Below are 22064 nucleotides of genomic sequence, written 5' to 3' on the forward strand. Positions count from 1 at the left end.
ACTACCTCTCCGCAAAGGCCAGCTTGGCGCCGAGCGCGGCGAAACCGGCGGCGAAGCTGCGGCGCAGCCAGGCCATGATGCGCGGGCGGGAGATGACGTGCTCGCGCACCGAGGCGGCGCAGAGGCCGTAGACCACGAACACCGCAAGGGTCATCGCCATGAAGGCGCCGCTCAATTCCAGCATGCGCGCCAGCACATGGGCTTCGTCCGCGGCGATGAATTGCGGCAAGAAGGCGAGGAAGAAGATCGACAGTTTTGGATTGAGGATGTTGATCAGAAAGCCGGTGACGATGACGCGGCCGACCGAACGCTCGCGGATCTCGCCCTCGACCGCCAGCGCACCTTGCTCGCGTAGCGCCTGCCAGGACATGTAAAGCAGATAGAGCACCCCGCCCCATTTCAGCGCGGCAAAGGCGAGCGCGCTGGTGTGGAGCACGGCGGCGAGCCCGAGCATGGCCGCCATCATGTGCGGCACGATCCCGAGCGTGCAGCCGAAGGCGGCCGCGAGACTGGCACGCGAGCCGCGCGTCAGCGCCGCAGCCAGGGTGTAGAGCACGCCGGTGCCGGGCGAGGCGACGACGATGAGCGAGGTGAGCAGGAAGGACCAGGACATGGGGCCGACCTTATCAACCCGCCTCGCGGCGGGGAAGTCAGGTCTCGGGCCTTCAGTCTCTGACTGTCAACCTGAGGTGCTCGCCCGCTTGGGCCAGCCTCGAAGGGCGACGGCCCGGCTGCATCGCGGCCGTGCATCCTTCGAGGCTTCCCATCGGGCGCTTTGCGCCCGATGCCTCGCACCTCAGGATGACGGATTTGATAGCAAAACCTTCGCTTCAAGCCAGCTGCGCGAGCTCGGCTTCGCGCAGCACGTCGAGCGGCGCCCAGGGTTTGGCCCAGAACTTTGCGCCGTCGGGCAAGGGCTGCATCAGGGGGCGGCCGGAGGTGACGACGACGTCGAGCTTGGGATTGCGGTCCTTGGCGACGTGCGCGAGCTCGACACCGTTCATGCGCCCCGCGAGCTGGACGTCGGTCATCATCAGGCAGAGCGCGCCGGCGCTCTTGTCGAGGACGCGCTCGGCGGCCTCGGCGCTTTCGCACTGGATGACGTGGTAGCCGCTCTCCTCCAGCAGCAGGCTCAGCATCTCCCGCTGCATGACGTCGTCTTCAACGATCAGCGCAGTTGCACGAAATGGCTGTGCCTGTCCCATCAGCGTCTCCCAATGATCGCTTGCGTAACGTATGTTAAGGAGCCAGGGCGCCTGCGGTTCAGTTCCATTCTGAAAAAATGTAAATCATGGTTCCACGCGCAGGGACTTGACGGGGGGTTCATGACCACGATTCGCGGCGCCGCCGCCATCACGGGAGCCGCCAGCGGCATCGGCCGGGCGCTGGCGATCGAGCTTGCACAGCGCGGCTGCGATCTTGCGCTGGCCGATCGCGACGAGGCCGGGCTGAAGACGCTCGCGGCCGAGATCGGCGCGGGACGCAAGGTCAGCGTGCACCGCGTCGACGTCGGCGAGCCCGACGACATCGCGCAGTTCGCGAACGAGGCGACCTCTACCCATCCTGCGCTCGGCATCGTCGTCAACAATGCCGGCGTCGCGCTGATGGGCTCGTTCGAGGAGATCGACCAGGCGCAGATGGACTGGCTGTTCGACATCAATTTCTGGGGCGTGGTGCACGGCACGCGCGCCTTCCTGCCGCATCTGAAGACGAGGGCTGAGGCGCACATCGTCAACCTTTCCTCGATCTTCGGCATCATCGCGCCGCCGGGGCAATCGGCTTACGCGGCGGCCAAGTTCGCTGTGCGCGGCTTCTCCGAGAGCGTGCGGCACGAGCTTGCGGTGGCGGGCAGCCCGGTCAGGCTGTCGGTCGTGCATCCCGGCGGCGTCGCTACCGCCATCGCGCGCAACTCCCGCACCGGGGTCGGTGTCACCGACAATGCCCGCCGCGCGCAATCGATCGAGCGGTTCGAGACCGCGGCAAGGACCACGCCGAAGGACGCCGCGCTGCGCATCATCAGGGGTATCGAGAAGAACGAGCCCCGCATCCTGATCGGCAACGACGCCCGCTTCATGGACCTGTTGCAGCGGTTTCGGCCGGCAACGTATTGGGCGCCGCTGCAGCGGCGGCTGGAGAAGATGGCGAAGGGAACGTGAATTCGTAGGGTGGGCAAAGCGTAGCGTGCCCATGATCTCTTTGCCGCCGACAGAAGTCGTGGGCACGCTACGCTTTGCCCACCCTACGAGACTGAGTATGTGGTCACTGTCCCGCAAGGCGATCGGCGAAATACCCGATGGTCTTGCGATACACCACCGCCCTGTTCCACTCGCGCATCGCCTCGAAATTGGCGGTGCCTTCGCCATAGGGCTGGCCCATCTTGAAGCCGCTGGTGTGGAGCAAATTCGCGGTCGAGGCGAGCACGTCGGGGACGCTGTGACGGAGGTCGACATGGCCGTCACCGTCGAAATCGACGCCGTATTTGATGTAGGACGACGGCAGGAACTGGGTCTGGCCGATCTCGCCGGCGAAGGCGCCAATCAGGTCGCGCAGCGGCAGGTCGCCGCGCTGCACGATCTTCAGCGCAGCGAGCAGCTCGCCCTGGAACAGGTCGGTGCGGCGGCAATCATGCGCGAGGGTTGCCAGCGTGCGGACCACCGGCATCTTGCCGATGTCGCCCTTGCCGAAATCGCTCTCCAGCCCCCAGATCGCGACCAGGATATAGCGGGGCACGCCGAACTGCTGCTCGATGCGCGAGAGCAGCGCGGCGTGGCGCTGCAAGAGGGCACGACCGCCATTGATGCGGCCGGGGCCGACGCGGGTCGAGACATACTGCTCAAAGCTCTTGTTGAAGGTGTGGCGCTGGCGCCGGTCGAAGGCAAGCACCGCGCCATCGGGGGTGACGCCGCTGAGCGCCGCGTTGGTCACGCTTGCCGAGACGCCGGCTGCTTGCGCTTCCTGGGCCATGGTGGCGACGAAACTGTTGAAGTCCCCGCCGCAGCGCGCGGCCTGCGCCCCGCCGGCCAGACAAATGACGGACGCGGCGGCGAGAAGCAGTCTCAGCATGTGGAGCAATCCCCTTAAAAATCTCAAGCTGCGAAGCAGCGCGCGGATCATGCCCGGGAACGCAGCGAGCGTCAAAGCAGCAAGCTTGATCCGCATCAAACTGTCTCACGCCCTGCTGTCTAGATTGCGAATACACGGGAGCCGCCAAGGAGAAGCCTCCATGACCGGCCGGATTGATGGATGAGAGAGCTGGCGCTGTGACAATGTTGCTTGCGCCACACCGCTGCGCGATCGACGACGACGTTGAGCCAGGATGAAGCGATCAACCATGTCCAACCATCAACATCCTCACCGGCCAGCCCGCTCCCTCCTCCGCATTCCCCTGTTCCGCCTGCTCGCCATCAACCTCGCGATCGGCGCCTGCGCCGCGACGCTCCTCGTCGGCGGCCTGCTCTGGCTCAACCCCGGACATCTGCGCGAGCTGATCTTCGCCGACAGCTCGCCCGGCATCGCGCTCGCGCTGCTGGTGGCTTCGTTCCTCATCACCTTCGGCTCGGCTGCGATGGGCAGCGCGATCATGGCGCAGGGACTTAAAGAGCACAGCGGCAAGGGCGGCGGACGCGGGTCGCGGCTGGCGATGCAGGAGACGGCGCGGCGCACGCGCGCGCATTGAGACATTAGCCGCGGCGATGGAACCCGCTTTTACAAATCGAGATCACACTGTCTGCACGCAGGCGGGAAGAGGTGCAGGCTGGCGCGCCTTCCGACACAGCGCGCCACGCGCGTTGCATCGCGAGGGCCGGCAAGATGAACAAACTGGTTTGACGCTCTAAACAATTGCTTCGATGTGAATCGAAACCAGATGTCGCGACCATCGCATATCTGATCCGCTCGCTGCGACATCAACGCCGCCACGATTTGCCTTGCCATCGCAGGGCGTCTTCTATAGCCTTCTATTTTAGGTTGTCACCCTGCCAGCCCCGGGTGACGCTGAAGACCAAAAATAAGCGGCGGGCTTCGGCCCGCCGTTTATTGAGGCAAGGATCCCTTGCGCAGCGGGCCCACGGCTCCGTACCGACCCCGGCGACGCGCGAAGTCATTTGACTATGACGCGGCTATCGACGACAAGCCGCCATGGCCAAAAAACCCGGAACCAATCCCAAAGGCGAATTCGCCTTTTTCAACGTCTTCTATGAAGACGATTCCCAGCGCTCCAACCGCCGCGTACCCAGCGAGCTGCTCGGCGGCCTCGACGGCGACGAACCCGCCCGCGCCTTCATCATGGAGCAGGACCGCGAGATCGCCGAAAAGAGCGGCCGCCCCGCGCTCGAGATCAAGCGGATCGAGCGGGTCGGGGTGAAGAAGAAGTAGGACGACATAAGCAGGCGCTCACCAGCGCCCGCTCCTTTTATTCCAGGCAAACAGCAGATCGGCAAACCGGTCGTAGCCGAACCGCGTGAATGGCAGCGCCACGCGATTGCCGAACAGCGCAGCAAGCCAGCCCTCCCCCGGAGTCAACCTCCACAACGCAATCGCGACATCCGCACCGACGATGAGCCGCCCCGCTTCATCGGTCGCATGCAGGCGCCGCCTGATGTCGTCGAGCGAAGCACCAAAGTGCGCCAGCGCGTCGGGCTGCTCGTTGATGTCTCTGAACTCGACCGTACCCGCGCGCACCAGCGCCAGCAGCTTGTTGCGCTGCCAGTCGATGCCGGCGTCGCAGACGGGGCAGCGGGTGTTGTACCAGACGGTGAGGTGATAGTCGGGCATAGCTGGCGGGGTTGAAAAAAGCGGAAGAGCAACGGAGATGGAATGAGCAAACCAACGGCATCCGCCTCGCAATTTACTATCCGACGCAATCCAGGCGCTAGCACAAAGAAAAACGGCGGGCTTTTCGGCCCGCCGTCTTCGTTACGATGGATGCCCGGGTCGGGCCCGGGCATGACAATCCCGATCAATTATCCAAGAAGCTCCGCAGCTTCCGGCTCCTCGACGGATGCTTCAGCTTCCGCAGCGCCTTGGCTTCGATCTGACGAATACGCTCGCGCGTCACCGAGAACTGCTGACCGACTTCTTCCAGCGTGTGGTCGGTGTTCATGCCGATGCCGAAGCGCATGCGGAGCACGCGCTCTTCGCGCGGGGTGAGCGAGGCGAGCACGCGCGTGGTGGTCTCGCGCAGATTGGACTGGATCGCGGCGTCGATCGGCAGGATCGCGTTCTTGTCCTCGATGAAATCGCCGAGGTGTGAATCCTCTTCGTCACCGACGGGCGTTTCGAGCGAAAGCGGCTCTTTGGCGATCTTCAGGACCTTGCGGACCTTCTCCAAGGGCATGCCGAGCTTCTCGGCGAGCTCTTCCGGGGTCGGTTCGCGGCCGATCTCGTTGAGCATCTGGCGGCTCGTGCGCACGATCTTGTTGATCGTCTCGATCATGTGCACGGGGATGCGGATGGTGCGGGCCTGGTCCGCAATCGAGCGGGTGATCGCCTGCCGGATCCACCACGTCGCGTAGGTCGAGAACTTGTAGCCGCGGCGGTACTCGAACTTGTCGACCGCCTTCATCAGGCCGATGTTGCCTTCCTGGATCAGGTCGAGGAATTGCAGGCCGCGGTTGGTGTATTTCTTGGCGATCGAGATCACGAGACGGAGGTTGGCTTCCACCATCTCCTTCTTGGCCTGGCGTGCCTCGCGCTCGCCCTTCTGCACGGAGTGCACGATCTTGCGGAACTCGACGATCTCGAGGCCGGTCAGCGCGGCGAGCTGATGCACCTCGTGACGCAGATCCTTGATGCGGTCCTTCTCGTGATGGACGAAGTTCTTCCAGCCCTTGGCCGAGAGCTTCGAGACGCGATTGAGCCAGCGCGGATCGAGCTCCGAGCCGGTGTAGTTGCGCAAAAAGTCCTCGCGCGCGACGCCGTGGCTGTCGGCAAGGCGCATCAGGCGGCCCTCATGCGAGACGAGGCGCTTGTTGATGTCGTAGAGCTGCTCGACGAGCGAGTCGATACGGGCCTGGTTGAGGCGCAGCGACTTCACCTCGACGATGATCTCGTCCTTCAGCTTCTTGTACTTGCGCTCCTGGTGCGGCGAGAGCGACTCGTTCTGGAGCTGGTTCTGGATGTCCTGCTCCTGAAGCTTGCGCAGCTTCTTGTAGCTGTCGGCGATCTTGTCGAAGATCTCGACCACCTTCGGCTTGAGCTCGGCCTCGATGGCCGCGAGCGACATCTGGTTCTCGAACTCGTCGTCGTCCATGTCGGACTCGGCCGCAGCCTCGCCCGGATCCTTCTCCTCGCCGGCTTCCGTGCCGCCCGGCGCAGGCGCGGCGCGGAACGGGGTCGGCGACGGCGGCGCGGCGGGCGGGGCGACATGCGCGGGCGCGCCGGTCGCGGCGGCCTGGCCGCCCTCGGCGGGCGCTTCACCGTTCTCGCCGGTGGGACCTGCGATCATCGCATTGTTCATCCCGGCCTTGGCGTCGGGGCCGGCATAGGTGGCTTCGAGATCGATGATGTCGCGGAGGAAGATCTTGCCTTCGTTGAGCTCGTCGCGCCAGATGATGATGGCCTGGAAGGTCAGCGGGCTTTCGCACAGCCCTGCGATCATCGCCTCGCGGCCGGCCTCGATGCGCTTGGCGATGGCGATTTCGCCTTCGCGGGAGAGCAGCTCGACCGTGCCCATCTCGCGCAGATACATACGCACGGGATCGTCGGTGCGTTCGCCCGGCTCGCTCTTCTTGACCTCGGTGACGGCCTTCTGGGTGACCTCGACGAGCTCGTTGTCGGTCTCGTCCTCGCCGCCCTCGTCCTTGTCTTCCTCGCCTTCGCTATCGTCGGCTTCGGTGACGTTGATGCCCATGTCGGAGAGCATCGACATGATGTCCTCGATCTGTTCGGGCGAGGTCTGGTCGGACGGCAAGACTTCGTTGAGCTGATCGAAGGTCACGAAGCCGCGCTTCTTGGCCTGCTTGATCATCTTCTTTACGGCGGCGTCGGACAGGTCAAGCAACGGCGAGGGCGCGTCCTGGGAATCCTTTTCCGGCGCGTCCGCTGCCTTGTCGTCTTTTTCCTTGTCCTTCGCCTGCAGCGTCTTTGCCTTGGTGGCCATCCATTGCTCCTAAACGCGCTTCAATGCAGTCGGCTCGCCGCGTCTGCCTGAATTCACATGAACCTGTTGCCCGACGCTCTCGCTTCGGCAGCTCTCGACACGGAAAGGGCGGCGCACATATCTCTCGCCACCCCCAACTCTCTCTCGCCGGAAATGCCTAACGCTTCGTCAGCCTCTTTGTCGCAGCGGATGCAGGTGTAGTGCCAACAGCAATTGCGCGGATTCATTCCTGACGCGTCTGTTCTGCCTGCGGCCGCCTGGTGGCCAAAGTGCTACAAGACCGTTAAGCCTCGATTAACCCTGTTTTTGCCGCCAAACCTTGGATTTGGCGAGTCTTTTAGCGGTTCCGGCTCCGGCCGTCCGCATGATTCTTTCATCACACGCTCTTCTGGAACCGACCCGACAGCTCGCCAAAACCCTCGATCAGGGCTTCGGTGCCATCGACCTCGGCCATCCGGGCCTTGACGTCACGCAGCCACGCCAAATTGGCCTCGCTGGGGTCCTCCCCCAAGGCCAGCTCGGCGTCTTTCAGCTCTCTAAGTAGTGAATGCCATTGCCGATGCAAGGCAACCAGCTGATGCCAGGTGGCGAGAACGTCGTCGGGCGCGGCGCCTTCGCGGGCACCCCACACCGCCGCGGTGGTGATGCCGTTCTCAACCCGTTGAAGGACTTGCGAAAATCCGCCTTTGGCGAGATCGCCGCGCATCTTTTCGGCCTGCTCGCCGGGGTCCGGGGAATGGTGGTGGTCGTTGGCAAAGGCGGCGATGATGCCGGCCCTGAGCTTGTGGGCCTCGGGATGAGCGAGCTCCAGGGCGGCGACCTCCTCGAGGTGATCGTGCAGCAGCCAGGGGTGGTTGATCAGGCATTGCAGGATCAGGGCCTCCCGGCGGGAGATGGCGCTGCGCTGGCCGCGCATGATCGGGCTTGCCGCCAGCTGCGGGCTCGCCGCCTGGTAGGGGCCGGAGGGTAACAGGGTGGGGCCGGGCGCGCCCCGGCGCCCGCCGCCGAGGCCTCCCCCGAATCCCTGCCCCCCGAATCGATTCGCGCCTCCCGCAGCCCGGGGCTGGAATTGGCGGCCGGAATTACCTTGGAGATTGCCCCGGCCGGCAAAGCCGCTGCGGCCACCCTCAGGCGCGAAAGTGCGCCGAAGCCGCTCGGCAAAATCATCGCGGTAATAGCGCCGCACCACCTCGTCGCGGATGCCGTTGGAGAGCTCCTTGACGCGCGCCTCCAGCGCGGCGCGGCGCTCGGGGGTGGCGAAATTGCCGCCTTCGAGCTCGCGCGACCAGATCATCTCGGCAAGCGGCTTCGCCGCCGCGATGACTTCCTCGATCGCGCCGCGACCGCCGGAGCGCGCGAGATCGTCGGGGTCCTGCCCCTCCGGCAACAGCGCGAAACGAAGACTCTTTCCGGGCGCGAGAAATGGCAGCGCGAGATCAGCGGCACGATAAGCCGCCTTCTGGCCGGCGCGGTCGCCGTCGAAGCAGAGGATCGGCTCGTCCGCCATCTTCCAGAGCAGTGCCAGCTGGCTTTCGGTGAGCGCGGTGCCGAGCGGCGCGACGGCGCCGGCAAAGCCCGCGGTGACCATGGCGATGACGTCGACATAACCTTCGACCACGATCAGCGCGCTGCCGTCATGGGTGGCTTTGCGCGCGGTCTGGTGATTGTAGAGATTGTCGCCCTTGTGGAAGAGCGGCGTCTCCGGCGAATTGAGGTATTTGGCCGGAACGTCCTTCTCCAGCGCGCGCCCGCCGAAGGCGATGACGCGGCCGCGCAGATCGGTGATCGGGAACATCACGCGATCGCGGAAGCGGTCGTAGGGAACGGGAATATCGTCGCCGGCCACCAGCAGGCCGGTCTCGACCATGTCGTCAACGGAGACACCGAGCTTGCCGAGATGCTCCTTCAGCGCGAAGCGATCGGGCGAGGCATAGCCGAGGCGGAACTGCAATTGAGTCGCCGGCGAGATCCCGCGGTCGGCGAGATAGCCGCGTGCCTTGGCGCCGACGCGCGAGGCCAGCGTCTCCGCGAAATAGGTCGCGGCGAGATCCATGACGTCATGCAGCGTGCGGCGGCGCTGCTCCTGCCGCGCCGCATCCGGCGTCACCGCCGGCAGCGCCAGGCCCGCCATGCTGGCGAGCCGCTCGACGGCCTCCGCGAACGGCAGGCCGTCGGTCTCCATCACGAAGGAGATGATGTCGCCGTGCTTGCCGGAGGAGAAGTCGTGGTAAAAACCCTTCTGGTCGTTGACGTAGAAGGACGGCGTCTTCTCCTGCTGGAACGGCGACAGCCCCTTCCACTCCCGCCCGGCCTTCTTCAGCTTGACGCGCTTGCCCACGACTTCGGAGACCGAAAGCCGGGCACGAAGCTCGTCGAGGAATTGGGGCGTGAAGCGCATGGGGGAATGGAACTCTGTCAGTGGCCGCACGGAGCCGCCCAACTCAGAAAGGCAAATCGTTGCCTTGCTTCAATTGCTCATTTAATGTTCTTGATACGTTCCGTCCATATCCACTTTGTCCACATACGCTATTTGTCTCCAAGACGAATACCTACACGCGAATATTGACAGCGCCGCGGACGCATCAGCGCGAGCCCAATGCCACGAGCGATTGCTTTCATCCGTCACCCTGAGGTGCTCGCCTCTTCGGCGAGCCTCGAAGGGCGTCGGCCCGGCTCTAACCGCGTCGAGTACTGAGCATCAGCGCGGCCGTTCATCCTTCAAGCTCCCGGCGCGATGCATGGCATGGCGCCACTCGCGCCTCAGGATGACGGGACCGTAGTGCCGAAATGACGAGCCCCTTGAACCTAACCCGGTTCCACGCTTCCATATCCCCATGTTCAGGACCTTTCGGGGCGGACACAGCGGGGGCTGGCGCGTGGTCTCGATCGCGCCCGTGACCGGCGAGCCCCTGCCCTTCATGCCGGCGCTGTCGGTGACGGACAGCGAGGCCGTCTCATTGCCGCTGGTGCCCTCGCGCAATGCCTGGCGGCTGGTCGGCGCCCCCAGCAATTTGCGCTACACCGAGCGGCCCGAGAAGCAGCAGCTCACAGCCGTGCAGGCCGGGCTCGGCCGGATGGAAGCAACCAGCGCGGCGCTGATCCCGATCCGCAAATCGCAGGCCTGGTGGGAGTTGACGCAGGAAGAGCGCCGCCAGATCTTCGAGGACAAGTCGCACCACATCGCGAGCAGCCTTCGTTTCCTGCCCGCGATCGCGCGCCAGCTCTATCATTGCCGCGACCTCGGCGAGCCCTTCGATTTCCTGACCTGGTTCGAATTCGCCCCCGTGCATGCCTCCTTGTTCGAGGAGCTGGTGGCGATGCTCCGGGAAACCGAGGAATGGAGTTACGTCGAGCGCGAGGTCGACGTGCGCGTGGTGAAGGAAGTGCTGTCGGCTTAGAGCATGATCCGGAAAAGTGCGAAGCGGTTTTCCGAGAAGATCATGCTCGAAAACAACTAGTGCGCCAAGAACCGCCCGGACTCGATGAGCGGCAAACCCGTGAGGGGCCAGTTGTAGACATAGGTCCAGGCCTTCTCCGTGGTGCCATCAGGCAGCGTCACGTCGATCAGCCGGCGCAGATATTCGGTCGGCTCGGGAAAACCTTCGCCGCAGGCCTCGTACATGTCGAGCTCGCCCAGGAGCTCGTCAGGTACGCGCATCCGGAAGAGCTCGCCATGAACGATGTCGGAGGCAGCATTCGACAGCAGCAGTCCCGGATAATGCTTCACCAGGACGAGCCGGCCGCGGCAGGTCGCTTCACCCACAAAATCGGCGTGGCCCGCGAGCAGTCGCGCCATCGGATGGTCGAAGCCGCGCATCAGGGTGCCGTAGACGAAAAGGCGATCGGAGGTCATGCTGCTCTAAAGTTGCGACGTCGGTGCAATATCGTTACTCCGTTTAGACACGTAATCGTTTCATAGGCAATCAGGATGGATCTGCACACGGCCGAGGCCGCCGATCAACTGCTCGGCGAGGGCGATATTTTGCCCGTGCATGAGGTAAATGCCGAAGGGACTTCGCCCTTTCTGCTCACCTCGGATCATTACGGACGGGTGCTGCCCCGCGCGCTCGGCGATCTCGGCATCGCGGAAAGCGAGCTTGTCAGGCACATCGGCTGGGACATCGGCATTGCCGGCGTCGCCGAGCGGCTCGCAAGGTTGCTGGGTGCGCATCTGATCGCGCAGCGCTATTCGCGGCTCGTGATCGACTGCAACCGCCCGCCTTCTGCTGCAAGCTCGATCCCCGTGATCTCCGAAGCCACCGCGATCCCGCGCAACGAAGGGATATCGGATGGGGAGCGGGAGGCACGGCGGCGCGAGATTTTCGAGCCTTATCATGATCGCATCGATGCCGCGATCGACGCCCGCCTGCACGACAAGCGGCCGACGGTGCTGGCGTCGCTGCACAGCTTCACGCCCGTCTATGCCGGCGTCGCGCGGCCCTGGCACATCGCCGCGCTCTACAACCGCGACACCGTGCTGCCGCAACTGCTGTTGAAACATCTGCGCGCAGAGGGCGATCTCGTTGTCGGCGACAACGAGCCTTACGCGGTCAGCGACCTCACCGACTACACCATCCCCGTCCACGGCGAAGGGCGCGGCCTCGTCAACACTGGCATCGAGATCCGGCAGGATCTGATCGCCGACCACACCGGCCAGCAGCAATGGGCCGAACGGCTGGCAAGGATCCTTGCCGAGGTCGAGATGGAGCTGAAGGTGGAGCTGTTGGTGTAAGCCTCACTTCGCCCTGGTCAGCGCCAGCCAAATGCCGCCGCCGATCATGAAGCCGCCGGAGATGCGCGACATCATCCGCGTGCGGCGGGCCGAGAAAAATTTTCGCGCGCGGCCTGCGGCGATGGCGTAGAGCGCATCGGTCACCACGGCGGTGACCATGAAGGTCGCGCCCAGCAGCGCCACTTGCGGAAAGTGCGGCTGGTTCATGTCCATGAACTGCGGGATGAAGGCGCCGAAGAACACCAGCACTTTCGGGTTCGACAGCAGCACCAGGAAACCCTGCAGGAAGAAGCCGCCGCGCGGCGGCGGTGGCGGTGTGTCGACATCGACGCCCTCGACCGGCGCCCAGATCAGCTTGATGCCGAGCCAGACGAGATAGGTGGCGCCGGCAAAGCGCACCCAGTCGAACCAGTAGCCCATGGTCGCCATCAGCGAGGTCAGGCCGACCGCGACGATGCCGATGACGATGGCAAGGCCGGCCTGCGCACCGGCCACGTTGGTCAGCGCGGCACGCGTGCCGTGGCGCAGGCCGTTGGCGATGACGAGGGTGACGATCGGCCCCGGCAGCAGCGCCAGCGCAATGCAGGCGGCGACGAAGGCGAAATAGGCTTGCATGGACATCATGGGGGAGACTCGGCTCGGAGCGGTTGGGCCATATTAATGCATGGGACGGGCGCAGAGGGAAGTGAGATGAGCGCAAGGTGCGCGCTCAACCAACGGTGTCATCCCCCGCGAAAGCGGGGGATCCAGTACGCCGCGACGCCTCCGCACTTCACCAACGTCTCTGGAATACTGGATTCCCCGCCTGCGCGGGGAATGACAGCGGAGAATGTGGAAGCGACGTACCAACATCGACGCCGACATCGGTCCGCGCCGCATCATCAGTTCTTCGGCAGGCCGGCGACATTGCGGGCCGGGCCGGTCAGCTCCAGGATATGCAGGCCGGTATTGGCGCGGTCGACGATGTAGATGTAGCCGCGATCATCGGTCTCGACATTGTTGGTCTGGATCGCGACCTTGCAGCGCTCGCCGCCCTCGATCGGGATGCAGCGCTTGTCGGTCGCAGCCGTGATCGAGGGAATGAAATAGCCGACCTCCTTGGGATGATAGGGATCGCGGATATCGAGCGCGCGCACGCCGGCATTGAAGAAGGCAATGAAGGCCATCTTCTTGTAGTAGACCGGCGCCATGCTCTCGTTGGAGGAATGCGCGCCGAAGCGCCCGCCGCGCTGACAGAACCGCCCGCTCGCCTCCGGCACGGTGTAGCTCGAGATCATCATCGGCCGCGTCTCGGTGGTGACGTCGGCGAACCACACCATCTGCCGCGCCTCGCCGCATTCGTTGAGGATCGCTTCATTCACGATCATGACGATGTCGCGGGTCTTGCCGTCCTTGTCCTCGGCGAATTCCGCGATGGGCATGTCGAGCATCGGAAACGTCGTGTGCGCGCCGTTGAAGGCGGACATCGGCATGCGCGCAATCTCGGGATAGCGCAGATTGTCCGGCGTCGGCTCCTTTGCCCCGCTCAAGAGCTTGTCGCGATCGACGATCTGCAAAATGCCGCCCTTGTTGGTGCCGTAGCCGAAATAGACGCGGTTGCCGTCGGGCCCGGTCGAGATCGGCCCGTGCAATTCGGTCGGCACCGCGCCGGTCGAACCGGGCTCCTGACCGGGCAGACCGAAATCGCGGATCTTCTGCGGGCGCGCGGGATCGGAGAGATCATAGATCTGCGTCATCCGCCGCGTGCGCCAGTCCGGCGCGCCCGAGACGAGATAGGCGATACCGGTGTCGCATTCCCACCAGCTCTTGTGGGTGTCCTTCAGGCCGCCGATGCGGGTGATGAGCACGGGGCTCGCGGGATCGGTGACGTTCCAGATCTCGTGCGCCTCGCCGCCGAACGTCCTGAGCATGTAGACCGCGTTGGGATCGCCCCTCGGCAAGGCCTTGCCGTCGCACACCCGCACCATCTGCGCGCCGCCGGATTCGTACTTGCCCTCCTGCCCCGGCAGATGCCGCAGATATTTTGGACGCGCGGGATCGGTGACGTCGACGATCGAGGTTCCGTTCGGCTCGGCCTTGCCCGTCATCGGGTTGACGGGCGCGGGCACATCATCAGTGCCGCCGTGATGGCCGATATAGGCGATCCAGCGATCGCCCTGGTGATGGATGGTCGGCTGATAGGCGCTGCGGGCCTGGAGGTCGTTGCTCCCGACTAGCTTCATGTTGGACGCTTCGGGCGGCGCGCCGATGGTCTGCTTCTGCGCCTGGGCCGCGGTGCTGCACGCGAAAAGGACGAGAGCGGCAACACGTGAAACGCGACGGAACATCAAAATCCTCCCGGAACCAATCTGCGTTGGCTGAGCGTCGAGGCTAGCACGGCCGACTGCGCGCGCCAAAGACTCCATCTTGACATGCAACCATTTGGTTGCCTATTATCGACACCATGGATGAGGTCTTCAAAGCGCTCGCCGATGCGTCACGACGGTCGCTGCTCGACAGGCTTCATGCCAGGAACGGCCAGACGCTGAACGAGCTCTGCGAGGGCCTTGCGATGACGCGGCAGGCCGTGACCAAGCACATTGCGATCCTGGAAGAGGCCAATCTCGTCACCGCCATCAGGCATGGCCGCGAGAAGCTGCACTATCTCAACCCGGTGCCGATCCATCAGATCGGCGAACGCTGGATCAAAAAATTCGAGCGCGGCAAGCTCGCCGCGCTCAGCGAGTTGAAACGCCAGTTGGAGAAGCGCGATGAGTAAGCCGGAGTTCGTCTACGTGACCTATATCGAGACCACGCCGGAAAAGCTGTGGGAGGCGTTGACGTCGAGCGAATTCACCAGGCAGTACTGGTTCGGCGCCGAGGTCCGCTCCGACTGGCAGGTCGGCTCGCCCTTTGCGCTTACGCTCGATGGCGAGGTCACCGATTCCGGCGAAATCCTGGAATCCGATCCGCCGCGCCGCCTGTCCTACAGCTTCAAGCACCAGAAATTCGAAGAGCTGCGCGGCGAGCCAATCTCACGCGTCGTCTTCACCATCGAACCGTTCGGCGCGCTCGTGCGTTTGACCGTGTTGCATGACGGCTTCGTCGAGGGCGGCAAATATCTCGGCGCCGTCTCCAATGGCTGGCCGGCGATCCTGTCCGGGCTCAAGAGCCTGCTGGAGAGGGGCAAAGTGCTCGCCATTCCCCGCACGGCGCTCAACAAGGGATTCGACGCAAAATGAACCTCGATCAATTCAAGCCGCTGACGGTCTACACCATCTACATCGCCTCGACGCCGGAGAAAGTGTGGGAGGCGCTGACCTCGGCCCAGTTCAGCAAGCAGTATTTCTTCGGCAATGCCGTGGAGGTCGAGCCGCGCCTTGGCGGCGCGTTCACCGTGCGCACGCCCGATGGCGCGTTGCACATCAGCGGCGAGGTTCTCGCCTACGATCCGCCGCGAAAGCTGTCGGTCACCTTCAACGTCAACTGGCCCGAGCTGATCGAGAAGCTCGGGCCGACTCTCGTCACCTACGAGATCGAACAGGCCGGCGATGCGGTCCGGCTTACCATGAGCGAAGGCCACGACCGCCCGCTCAGCGAGGACATCCTCGCCGGTGGCCGTTCGGGCTGGCCCGCGATCCTGTCCAGCCTCAAGAGCCTGTTGGAAACCGGCAAGCCGCTGGCGGTGAAGATGGGGCCACCGCAGCGGATGCTGGATGCCCTGAAGGCGATGGGGATCAAGACGCCGTAGGGCGAGACGGGGTCTGTCTCCGCGAACTCGGCATCGTAGGGTGGGCAAAGGCGCACTTGCGCCGTGCCCACCATCTGTCCCCGGCTGAGAGGGGTGGTGGGCACGCTTCCGCCTTCGCTCTTCGAGCTACGGCGGACAAGTCGCTTTGCCCACCCTACGGCACCGCCCAAGGGCAAAAGGACAGCGACTAGCTACACCGGCACCACCAGCCGCCGATAAAGATGCCAGGTCGCATGCCCGAGCACGGGTAACGTCACGATCAGCCCAAGAAAGTAAGGCAGCGCCGAGACGATCAGCAGCATCACGATCACGGCGGCCCATGTGATCATCGGCAGCGGGCTCGTCACCACCGCGCGCACGCTTGTCACCATCGCCGTGACGAAATCGACCTCGCGGTCGAGCAACAGCGGAAACGACACCACGGTCAGCGAGAACAGGATCAGCGACAGCACCGCGCCGACCGCATTGCCGATGCCGAGGAACAGCAGGCCTTCATTCGTGGTCAGCACCACGGTCATGAATTCCTGAAGGCTCGAGAACGAAGCGTGCAGACCGAGCAGCAGCGCGATCAGGAGCCGCACCTGATACATCCAGATCACGAACACGAACAGCGTGACGAACGCCATCCAGCCGATCTCGCTGCGCGCGCGCACGGCCGACCAGATCGCGCCGAAGGAGACCGGCTCGCCGCGCTCGCGGCGGCGGCTGACCTCATAGAGCCCGATCGCCACGAATGGCCCGATCAACGCGAAGCCTGCCGCCAGGGGATAGACGAGATAGACCATTCCGAAGGCGGTGAGGCACAGCATGATGGCGATGCCGCCGGCGGCGTAGAGCGCGCCGAAGCAGAGACCGTAAAACGGTAGCGCCTGGAAATCGCGCAGACCCTCGACCAGCGCCTCGGCGATATCGGTCGCCGCGACGCGACGTACCACCGGATCGACCTTGCCGGAGATGGACATCAGCTCCCTCCACACATCGGCGCGATCTTTCGTCGCGCGCATGCTGCGATACTAGCGCCGCCGCGCGCAGGCGCAACTTGATGCCAGCCGGTGCGAAGAGCAGCGGCGAGGTAACAATGCTCGCGATGCGAAATCCTTCACCATCGGCGCGATTTTCGCGCCAATGCTATGGACTGGGCAGACGATCGTCCGCAAATTGTACCTCCGAGCAGATGCGCCTGAGAGCGGACCGCCCCACCGATGAGCCTGCGTACCCGGTTACTGATCCTCGTCATTGCCGCCATGCTGGTGCCCGCGATCCTGGTCGGGCTGCGTTTTGTGCAGAACCGGGCCAGCGAGATCGACGCGGCGCTGGCCAATCTGGCCGCATCCGCCGACGACATCGCGAGCGATCTGAACGAGAAGATCCAGGGCACCGCCCAGCTTCATTATGGGCTCGCCCGGGCCCGCGACCTCGACACGCGCGACAAGGCGGCGTGCTCGGCGTTCCTGTCGGAAGTGCGCGAAGAATATCCGCAGTTCACGGGCATCTTGACCATCGATCCCGACGGCAGCCTGTTCTGCGACTCGCTTCGGACCAACCGCACCCTCGACCTGAACGACCGCGGCTATTTCAAAGAGGTCAAGGGTCTTCAAGGCGTCGTTGCCGCGGAGCCGGTGTTCGGCCGCCTCACCGGGCTATCGGTGCTCCAGATCGCCTATCCCGTGCGATCGGAGGCGGGCGCGCTGAAATTCGTGCTGCTCGCATCCTTCAACCTGAACAAATTCGCGGAATTTCACGACAAGCGGCTGCTGGCCGAGAAGGACATCCTGTTCGTCGACGCCAAGGGTACGGTCCTGGTCGCCCCCAAGGGCGGCGGCTGGAGCGTGCCCATTGGCGGGACCATTGCGGGCTCCGATCTGTTCCGCTTTGCGGCAGCGCCCGATGGCGAGCCATTTCGGGAAGTCACCGACCGCGGGGGCCGCACGCAGATCTGGGGCGTTGCCCGCTCGCCCTCGATGCGCAAGGCCGGCCTCACCATCATGGTCGGACGCTCCAAGGACGGACTGGTCGCGGCAGCGAACCGCCGGCTTTACGAGGACATGGCGATTCTCGCGGTGGCCTTACTGCTGCTCCTGGCCGGCTTATGGATCCTCACGACCGTGAGCATCGGCCGCCAGGTCGGGCGGCTCGCCACCATGGCGAAGAGGCTCGGGCGCGGAGATCTCAGCGCGCGCATTCCGGAGCCCCATCCGGGCGGCGAGCTCGGCGGATTGATGACCCTGCTCAACGGCACCGCCGAATCGCTGCAGCGGCAGCGCGCCGCGATCGCGGATCTCAACCAGAAGCTCAGCCAATCCCAGAAGATGGAAGCCATGGGCCAGCTCACCGGCGGCGTGGCGCATGACTTCAACAATCTCCTGACCGTCATTCTCGGCAACTCCGAGCATCTTGCCGACCAGCTGGCGGGAAACAAGGAATTGCACCGCATCGCCGGCGACATCGCGACCGCCGCCGAGCGCGGCTCTGACCTGACACGGAGCCTGCTCGCCTTCGCACGCAAGCAGCCGCTGCGGCCGAGAGAGATCGACATCGCCGAGAAAGTGCTCGGCATGGAGCAGCTTCTGCGTCGGACACTGGGCGAGCACATCGAGTGCCGCTTCGCGCTCGAACGGGATTTATGGCCGGCCAGCGTCGATCCCGGCCAGCTGACGACGGCCCTGCTCAACCTCGTGCTCAACGCGCGCGACGCGATGCCGGAGGGCGGCAAGCTGACGGTCGAGGTGCGCAACAATTCGCTCGGTGAATCCGACCTCGACGTCAACGGCGAGCCGCGGCCCGGCGACTACGTGATGGTGGCCGTGACCGATACCGGCAGCGGCATGAGCGCCGAGGTGGTCAGCCGCGCGTTCGAGCCGTTCTTCACGACCAAGGAGGTTGGCAAGGGGACCGGCCTCGGCCTGAGCATGGTCTACGGATTTGCACAACAGTCCGGCGGACTTGTGCAGATACAGTCCGAGCCGGGACGAGGCAGTGTCGTCAGGCTGTTCTTTCCCCGTCTCGAAACACCGCCGGGCGAGGACCTGCGCCCAGCGGAAGCGACCGTCACACAAGCGGGACACGAGACCATTCTCCTCGTCGAAGACGACGACATGGTGCGGGCCTATGTCGAGAACGAGCTCAGCACGCTCGGCTACCGGGTCATCGCGACGTCGAACGGACCGGCAGCGCTGGAGGTGCTGCGCCAGCCCGGAGACATCCAGCTGCTGTTCACCGACGTCGTCATGCCCGGCGGCATATTCGGGCCGGAGCTTGCGAGGCAAGCAACCGAGCTGCGGCCTGATCTCAAAGTGCTCTTCACCTCGGGCTACAGCCAGACTCCCGTCAAAACACCGGACGGGGGCGGCGACGCCCGCATTCTGACCAAGCCGTTCCGGCGAAAGGATCTTGCGGCGATGCTGCGGGCCGCGCTCGCGGATCCGTCGCGGTAGATCAGGACGCTATCGCGAGCTGAAGCGCCACTGCGAGATTGGCCGCGAACAGGCCCGCGTCGATGACGAAGATCCGGAGCATCGGACCCTTCAACACCGGCCAGTAGGCGACCCCGACACGTCCGCCACGCATCAGCACCGGGAGGTTATAGGCGAACTGACTGAAATGGCAGGCCGAAAAGAACAGGAACAGCGTGAGCTGCGCCTCGACCGGCTGGAAGAAGAGCGGACGCGCAACCAGAAGGTAGAACGACAGCAGCCCGATCGGCAGGTTCATCCCGCCCAGGAACGCAACGCTGGCCGCCAGGGTCGGCGCGATCGGATTGCTGCGCTCTTCCCGCGGCAGCAAGATCTTCAGCGTGTTGGCCTGCGCAATGCTGAACTGGATGAAGGCGCCGCCGAACCACAGCGTGTTGAGGAGCAGGACGATATCCGAAAGGCGCATGGTCATTTTCCGTAAAAGGCTTCGCTGCGCACGACGCGGCCAGCGTCGTCAAAATCCATGAACTCGCTGGCGCGCGTGTCGCCGAGCTGCCACCACACCGTCAGGCGCGCGATGGTGTCGTCCCAGCTCCAGCTCAGGATCTTCAGGTCCGCGCTTTCGATGTGGCCATAGGCTTTGCGCCAATAGGCGCGGATATTCTCGATGCCGGCGACGACAGGAGAACCGGTCAGCGTCAGCGCCAGAGGGCTGCGCATCTGCGCATTCTCGGCGAAATGCGCCACCACCGCGTCGATCTCGACCTTGCACCAATTCGCGCACCATGCCGCGACGAAGCGCTCGGCGGCCGCGCGATTCATCTTCTGCGCGCTCAATGGATTCTGTCCGCTCATGACGACACGGGCCCTCCCCGGCCTGTTGCCAGGACAGTGGCAAAGCCCGCTTCTCATGTCAACTACATTGACTTTAAGAACCGTCAGTTATTGTCGGCGATCGTCCCCATGACAGCCATCCATGCCGCCGCCCCCGATGCGCCGACGCGATCGAACGCCTCGCGCAAAACCTTGCGCTCGTGGTCCGAAGCCCGTTGCTCGATGCGCTGCCCGGCGGCCGTCAGACGCAGCAGCTTCGAGCGATGCTGCTCGGGCGAGCGCCTCGACGTCACCAGCTTGCGCTCCAGCAGCAGACTGAGCGGCCGGCTCAAGGCCTGCTTGGAAATGCCGAGGACCTCGAGCAGCGAGCCGATCGCGATATCGGGCCGCCGTGCCACCACGTAGAGGATGCGATGATGCGGACGCGACAGGCCCTGCTTCGCAAGATATTCGTCCGCTTCCAGCGTCATCCCGCGCCAGCCGTAATACATGAGCTCGAGCGCCGCATCGAGATCGTGCAACTTGTCGAGCGAAGCGCGGTGAAGTCCCGCGGCTTGAGACGTCTTGGCCATTGTCGGAAGTCAGCCCTTTTAAGAAGTCAGCCCTTGGCCCGCAGCTCGCGCCGCAGCACCTTGCCCGTCGCCGTCATCGGCAGCGTCTCGGCGAATTCGACGAAGCGCGGATATTCATGCGCGGCGAGCTGCACCTTGACGAACTCCTGGATCTCGCGCGCCAGCGCGTCGGTGCCGGTAAAGCCCGGACGCAGCACGATCCAGGCCTTGATCGATTCGGTGCGGATCGGATCGGGAATGCCGATTACCGCGGCCATCGCCACCGAGGGATGCTTCATCAGCGTGTGCTCGATCTCGGACGGGCCGACGCGATAGCCGGCGGTGGTGATGACGTCGTCCTCGCGGCTGACATACCAGAAATAGCCATCCTCGTCCTGCACGCCGAGATCGCCGGTGAGCAGGAATTCGCCGGCATATTTCTTCGCCGTCGCCTCGGGATTGCGCCAATATTCGAGCATGGTGACGGGGCATGGCTGGCGCACGCCGATGATGCCCCGCTGGCCGCGCGGCAATTCCTCGCCCTTGTCGTTGACGATGCGAACGTCGAAGCCCGGCGTCGCCTTGCCCATCGAACCCGGGCGGATTGGAAACAGGTTGGAGTTGCTGCCGATCACGAGATTGCACTCGGTCTGGCCGAACACCTCATGGGCGTCGATGCCGAAGGTCTCGCGCACCCAGCCGAGCAGCTCGCCGCCGAGCGATTCCCCGCCGGTGAAGATGCTGCGGAGCTTGACGCCCGCGTGCTTCACACCCGCCTGCCGCATCAGCTTCAGCGCGGTTGGCGGCAGGAAGACGTTGCGGACGCCGAGATCGGCCATCATCTGCATCGCCGCCTGCGGCTCGAATTTGCGCGCGCGATGCCCGACCAGGGGGATGCCGTGATACCAGAATGCGAGCAGGCCGTTGACGAGGCCGCCGATCCAGGCCCAGTCCGCCGGCGTCCACATCAGATCGCCGGGCCTGGGTAAGAAGTTGTGACACATCTCGACATTGGGGAGATGGCCGAGCACCACGCGGTGCGCATGCAGCGCGCCTTTGGGATTTCCCGTCGTGCCCGAGGTGTAGATGATCAGCGCAGGATCATCGGCGGCGGTGTCGACGGTCGCAAAGTCCTCGGACGCGGTTTCGATCGCCGGCCAGAATGGCTTTGCGCCGGCGTGGACGGCGCCGCTCGTGATGTAGATGTCCTGCAAATAGGGCAGCCGCTCGCGGATCTTCGTGAGCTTCTCCCAGCCCGCCTCATCCGTGATGATTGCCTTCGCCTGTGAATTCGAAAGGCGGAATTCCAGCGCGTCCTCGCCGAACAGGGCGAACAGCGGGATCGAGACCAGGCCGGAGCGGAACGCCGCCATATGCGCGATCGGCAGCTCCAGCGATTGCGACAGGAACACCGCGACGCGGTCGCCGCGCGAAAGCCCATCGGCCTTCAGCACGTTGGCAAAGCGGCGCGACATGTCCGCGACCTCGTCGAAGGAGGTGCGCGTGGTGGCGCCGTTCTCGTCGACATAAACAAGCGCGAGCCGGCCGGTGCCGTCGGCATGGCGATCGCAGCACGCTTCCGCCATGTTGAAGTGCGCCGGGATGTCCCAGCGGAAGTTGCGGACGAGCTCGTCGTAGGTCTTGGCTTCGGTGAGCATGGGCTTGGTCGTCTTCCCGGGTCTCGTCGTTGTTGCCCAGTCTAGAG

At 64.5% G+C, this 22064-nt stretch carries 23 protein-coding genes; 9 read left to right on the forward strand and 14 right to left on the reverse strand.

The window, feature by feature from the left end:
* Position 1: 1 nt before the first annotated feature.
* Together GGD61_RS05400 and GGD61_RS05405 are read right to left on the reverse strand one after the other, a co-directional pair.
* Entirely contained in the window at positions 2 to 613 is a 612-nt protein-coding gene (locus tag GGD61_RS05400; RefSeq protein ID WP_028140463.1) for a LysE family translocator, read from the reverse strand.
* Positions 614 to 830: 217 nt separating this feature from the next.
* A complete protein-coding gene (locus GGD61_RS05405; protein ID WP_092260653.1) occupies positions 831 to 1205 on the reverse strand; it encodes a response regulator in 375 nt (124 codons plus the stop codon).
* Positions 1206 to 1325: 120 nt separating this feature from the next.
* Here GGD61_RS05405 and GGD61_RS05410 point away from each other — a divergent pair, with 120 nt between their 5' ends.
* Positions 1326 to 2156: an SDR family oxidoreductase gene (locus tag GGD61_RS05410; RefSeq protein ID WP_092260651.1), complete on the forward strand. Its 831-nt coding sequence runs from the start codon at positions 1326 to 1328 to the stop codon at positions 2154 to 2156.
* A 103-nt stretch (positions 2157 to 2259) separates the two neighbouring features.
* On the opposite strand, the gene GGD61_RS05415 is transcribed toward GGD61_RS05410, so the two are convergent.
* Positions 2260 to 3063: a lytic murein transglycosylase gene (locus GGD61_RS05415; protein WP_092260649.1), complete on the reverse strand. Its 804-nt coding sequence runs from the start codon at positions 3061 to 3063 to the stop codon at positions 2260 to 2262.
* Positions 3064 to 3331: 268 nt separating this feature from the next.
* Here GGD61_RS05415 and GGD61_RS05420 point away from each other — a divergent pair, with 268 nt between their 5' ends.
* Both GGD61_RS05420 and GGD61_RS05425 read left to right on the forward strand, forming a co-directional pair.
* Complete coding sequence (locus tag GGD61_RS05420) at positions 3332 to 3676, forward strand: hypothetical protein (protein WP_092260647.1); 345 nt, start codon at positions 3332 to 3334, stop codon at positions 3674 to 3676.
* A 461-nt stretch (positions 3677 to 4137) separates the two neighbouring features.
* On the forward strand, positions 4138 to 4374 hold the full coding sequence (locus tag GGD61_RS05425) for a hypothetical protein (RefSeq protein ID WP_018318231.1): 237 nt from the start codon (positions 4138 to 4140) through the stop codon (positions 4372 to 4374).
* 18 nt (positions 4375 to 4392) lie between these two features.
* On the opposite strand, the gene GGD61_RS05430 is transcribed toward GGD61_RS05425, so the two are convergent.
* From GGD61_RS05430 to dnaG, 3 genes are all read right to left on the reverse strand, one after another.
* Positions 4393 to 4773, reverse strand: coding sequence for a thiol-disulfide oxidoreductase DCC family protein (locus GGD61_RS05430; protein ID WP_092260645.1), 381 nt, complete (start codon positions 4771 to 4773; stop codon positions 4393 to 4395).
* Positions 4774 to 4957: 184 nt separating this feature from the next.
* A complete protein-coding gene (rpoD, locus tag GGD61_RS05435; RefSeq protein ID WP_092260643.1) occupies positions 4958 to 7099 on the reverse strand; it encodes an RNA polymerase sigma factor RpoD in 2142 nt (713 codons plus the stop codon).
* A 376-nt stretch (positions 7100 to 7475) separates the two neighbouring features.
* Positions 7476 to 9497 carry a DNA primase gene (dnaG, locus tag GGD61_RS05440; RefSeq protein ID WP_092260641.1) on the reverse strand — a complete coding sequence of 674 codons (2022 nt, stop codon included), beginning with the start codon at positions 9495 to 9497 and terminating at the stop codon, positions 7476 to 7478.
* A 436-nt stretch (positions 9498 to 9933) separates the two neighbouring features.
* Here dnaG and GGD61_RS05445 point away from each other — a divergent pair, with 436 nt between their 5' ends.
* Positions 9934 to 10497, forward strand: a complete 564-nt coding sequence (locus GGD61_RS05445; protein WP_092260639.1) for a chlorite dismutase family protein — start codon at positions 9934 to 9936, stop codon at positions 10495 to 10497.
* A gap of 56 nt (positions 10498 to 10553) precedes the next feature.
* On the opposite strand, the gene GGD61_RS05450 is transcribed toward GGD61_RS05445, so the two are convergent.
* On the reverse strand, positions 10554 to 10952 hold the full coding sequence (locus tag GGD61_RS05450; protein ID WP_092260637.1) for a gamma-glutamylcyclotransferase: 399 nt from the start codon (positions 10950 to 10952) through the stop codon (positions 10554 to 10556).
* 75 nt (positions 10953 to 11027) lie between these two features.
* On the opposite strand from GGD61_RS05450, the gene GGD61_RS05455 reads away from it, so the two are divergent.
* Positions 11028 to 11831 carry an N-formylglutamate amidohydrolase gene (locus GGD61_RS05455; protein WP_183230414.1) on the forward strand — a complete coding sequence of 268 codons (804 nt, stop codon included), beginning with the start codon at positions 11028 to 11030 and terminating at the stop codon, positions 11829 to 11831.
* A 3-nt stretch (positions 11832 to 11834) separates the two neighbouring features.
* Here the strand turns inward: GGD61_RS05455 and GGD61_RS05460 are convergent, their stop codons facing one another.
* Both GGD61_RS05460 and GGD61_RS05465 read right to left on the reverse strand, forming a co-directional pair.
* A complete protein-coding gene (locus tag GGD61_RS05460; protein ID WP_177237307.1) occupies positions 11835 to 12455 on the reverse strand; it encodes a LysE family translocator in 621 nt (206 codons plus the stop codon).
* Between the two features lie 257 nt (positions 12456 to 12712).
* Complete coding sequence (locus GGD61_RS05465; protein WP_092260633.1) at positions 12713 to 14158, reverse strand: LVIVD repeat-containing protein; 1446 nt, start codon at positions 14156 to 14158, stop codon at positions 12713 to 12715.
* Between the two features lie 116 nt (positions 14159 to 14274).
* On the opposite strand from GGD61_RS05465, the gene GGD61_RS05470 reads away from it, so the two are divergent.
* The 3 genes from GGD61_RS05470 to GGD61_RS05480 are packed head-to-tail and all read left to right on the forward strand — an operon-like array spanning position 14275 to position 15561.
* Positions 14275 to 14589, forward strand: a complete 315-nt coding sequence (locus GGD61_RS05470; protein ID WP_183230415.1) for a helix-turn-helix transcriptional regulator — start codon at positions 14275 to 14277, stop codon at positions 14587 to 14589.
* Positions 14582 to 15052: an SRPBCC family protein gene (locus GGD61_RS05475; protein WP_092260629.1), complete on the forward strand. Its 471-nt coding sequence runs from the start codon at positions 14582 to 14584 to the stop codon at positions 15050 to 15052. Before GGD61_RS05470 ends, GGD61_RS05475 begins: the two co-directional genes overlap by 8 nt.
* Positions 15049 to 15561, forward strand: coding sequence for an SRPBCC family protein (locus GGD61_RS05480; protein ID WP_092260627.1), 513 nt, complete (start codon positions 15049 to 15051; stop codon positions 15559 to 15561). Before GGD61_RS05475 ends, GGD61_RS05480 begins: the two co-directional genes overlap by 4 nt.
* Before the next feature lie 191 nt (positions 15562 to 15752).
* Here the strand turns inward: GGD61_RS05480 and GGD61_RS05485 are convergent, their stop codons facing one another.
* Positions 15753 to 16523 carry a DUF2189 domain-containing protein gene (locus GGD61_RS05485; protein WP_026201985.1) on the reverse strand — a complete coding sequence of 257 codons (771 nt, stop codon included), beginning with the start codon at positions 16521 to 16523 and terminating at the stop codon, positions 15753 to 15755.
* Between the two features lie 240 nt (positions 16524 to 16763).
* Here GGD61_RS05485 and GGD61_RS05490 point away from each other — a divergent pair, with 240 nt between their 5' ends.
* Positions 16764 to 18995: an ATP-binding protein gene (locus tag GGD61_RS05490; RefSeq protein ID WP_092260625.1), complete on the forward strand. Its 2232-nt coding sequence runs from the start codon at positions 16764 to 16766 to the stop codon at positions 18993 to 18995.
* A 1-nt stretch (position 18996) separates the two neighbouring features.
* Here GGD61_RS05490 and GGD61_RS05495 read toward each other — a convergent pair whose 3' ends face one another.
* From GGD61_RS05495 to GGD61_RS05510, 4 genes are all read right to left on the reverse strand, one after another.
* Positions 18997 to 19440, reverse strand: coding sequence for a hypothetical protein (locus GGD61_RS05495; protein WP_104465320.1), 444 nt, complete (start codon positions 19438 to 19440; stop codon positions 18997 to 18999).
* Positions 19441 to 19442: 2 nt separating this feature from the next.
* On the reverse strand, positions 19443 to 19829 hold the full coding sequence (locus tag GGD61_RS05500) for a nuclear transport factor 2 family protein (RefSeq protein WP_092260620.1): 387 nt from the start codon (positions 19827 to 19829) through the stop codon (positions 19443 to 19445).
* 83 nt (positions 19830 to 19912) lie between these two features.
* Positions 19913 to 20380, reverse strand: a complete 468-nt coding sequence (locus GGD61_RS05505) for a MarR family winged helix-turn-helix transcriptional regulator (RefSeq protein WP_092260618.1) — start codon at positions 20378 to 20380, stop codon at positions 19913 to 19915.
* Positions 20381 to 20406: 26 nt separating this feature from the next.
* Complete coding sequence (locus GGD61_RS05510; RefSeq protein WP_183230416.1) at positions 20407 to 22017, reverse strand: acyl-CoA synthetase; 1611 nt, start codon at positions 22015 to 22017, stop codon at positions 20407 to 20409.
* Positions 22018 to 22064: the final 47 nt, after the last annotated feature.

This window comes from Bradyrhizobium sp. SBR1B, assembly GCF_014198205.1.
Lineage (GTDB): Bacteria > Pseudomonadota > Alphaproteobacteria > Rhizobiales > Xanthobacteraceae > Bradyrhizobium.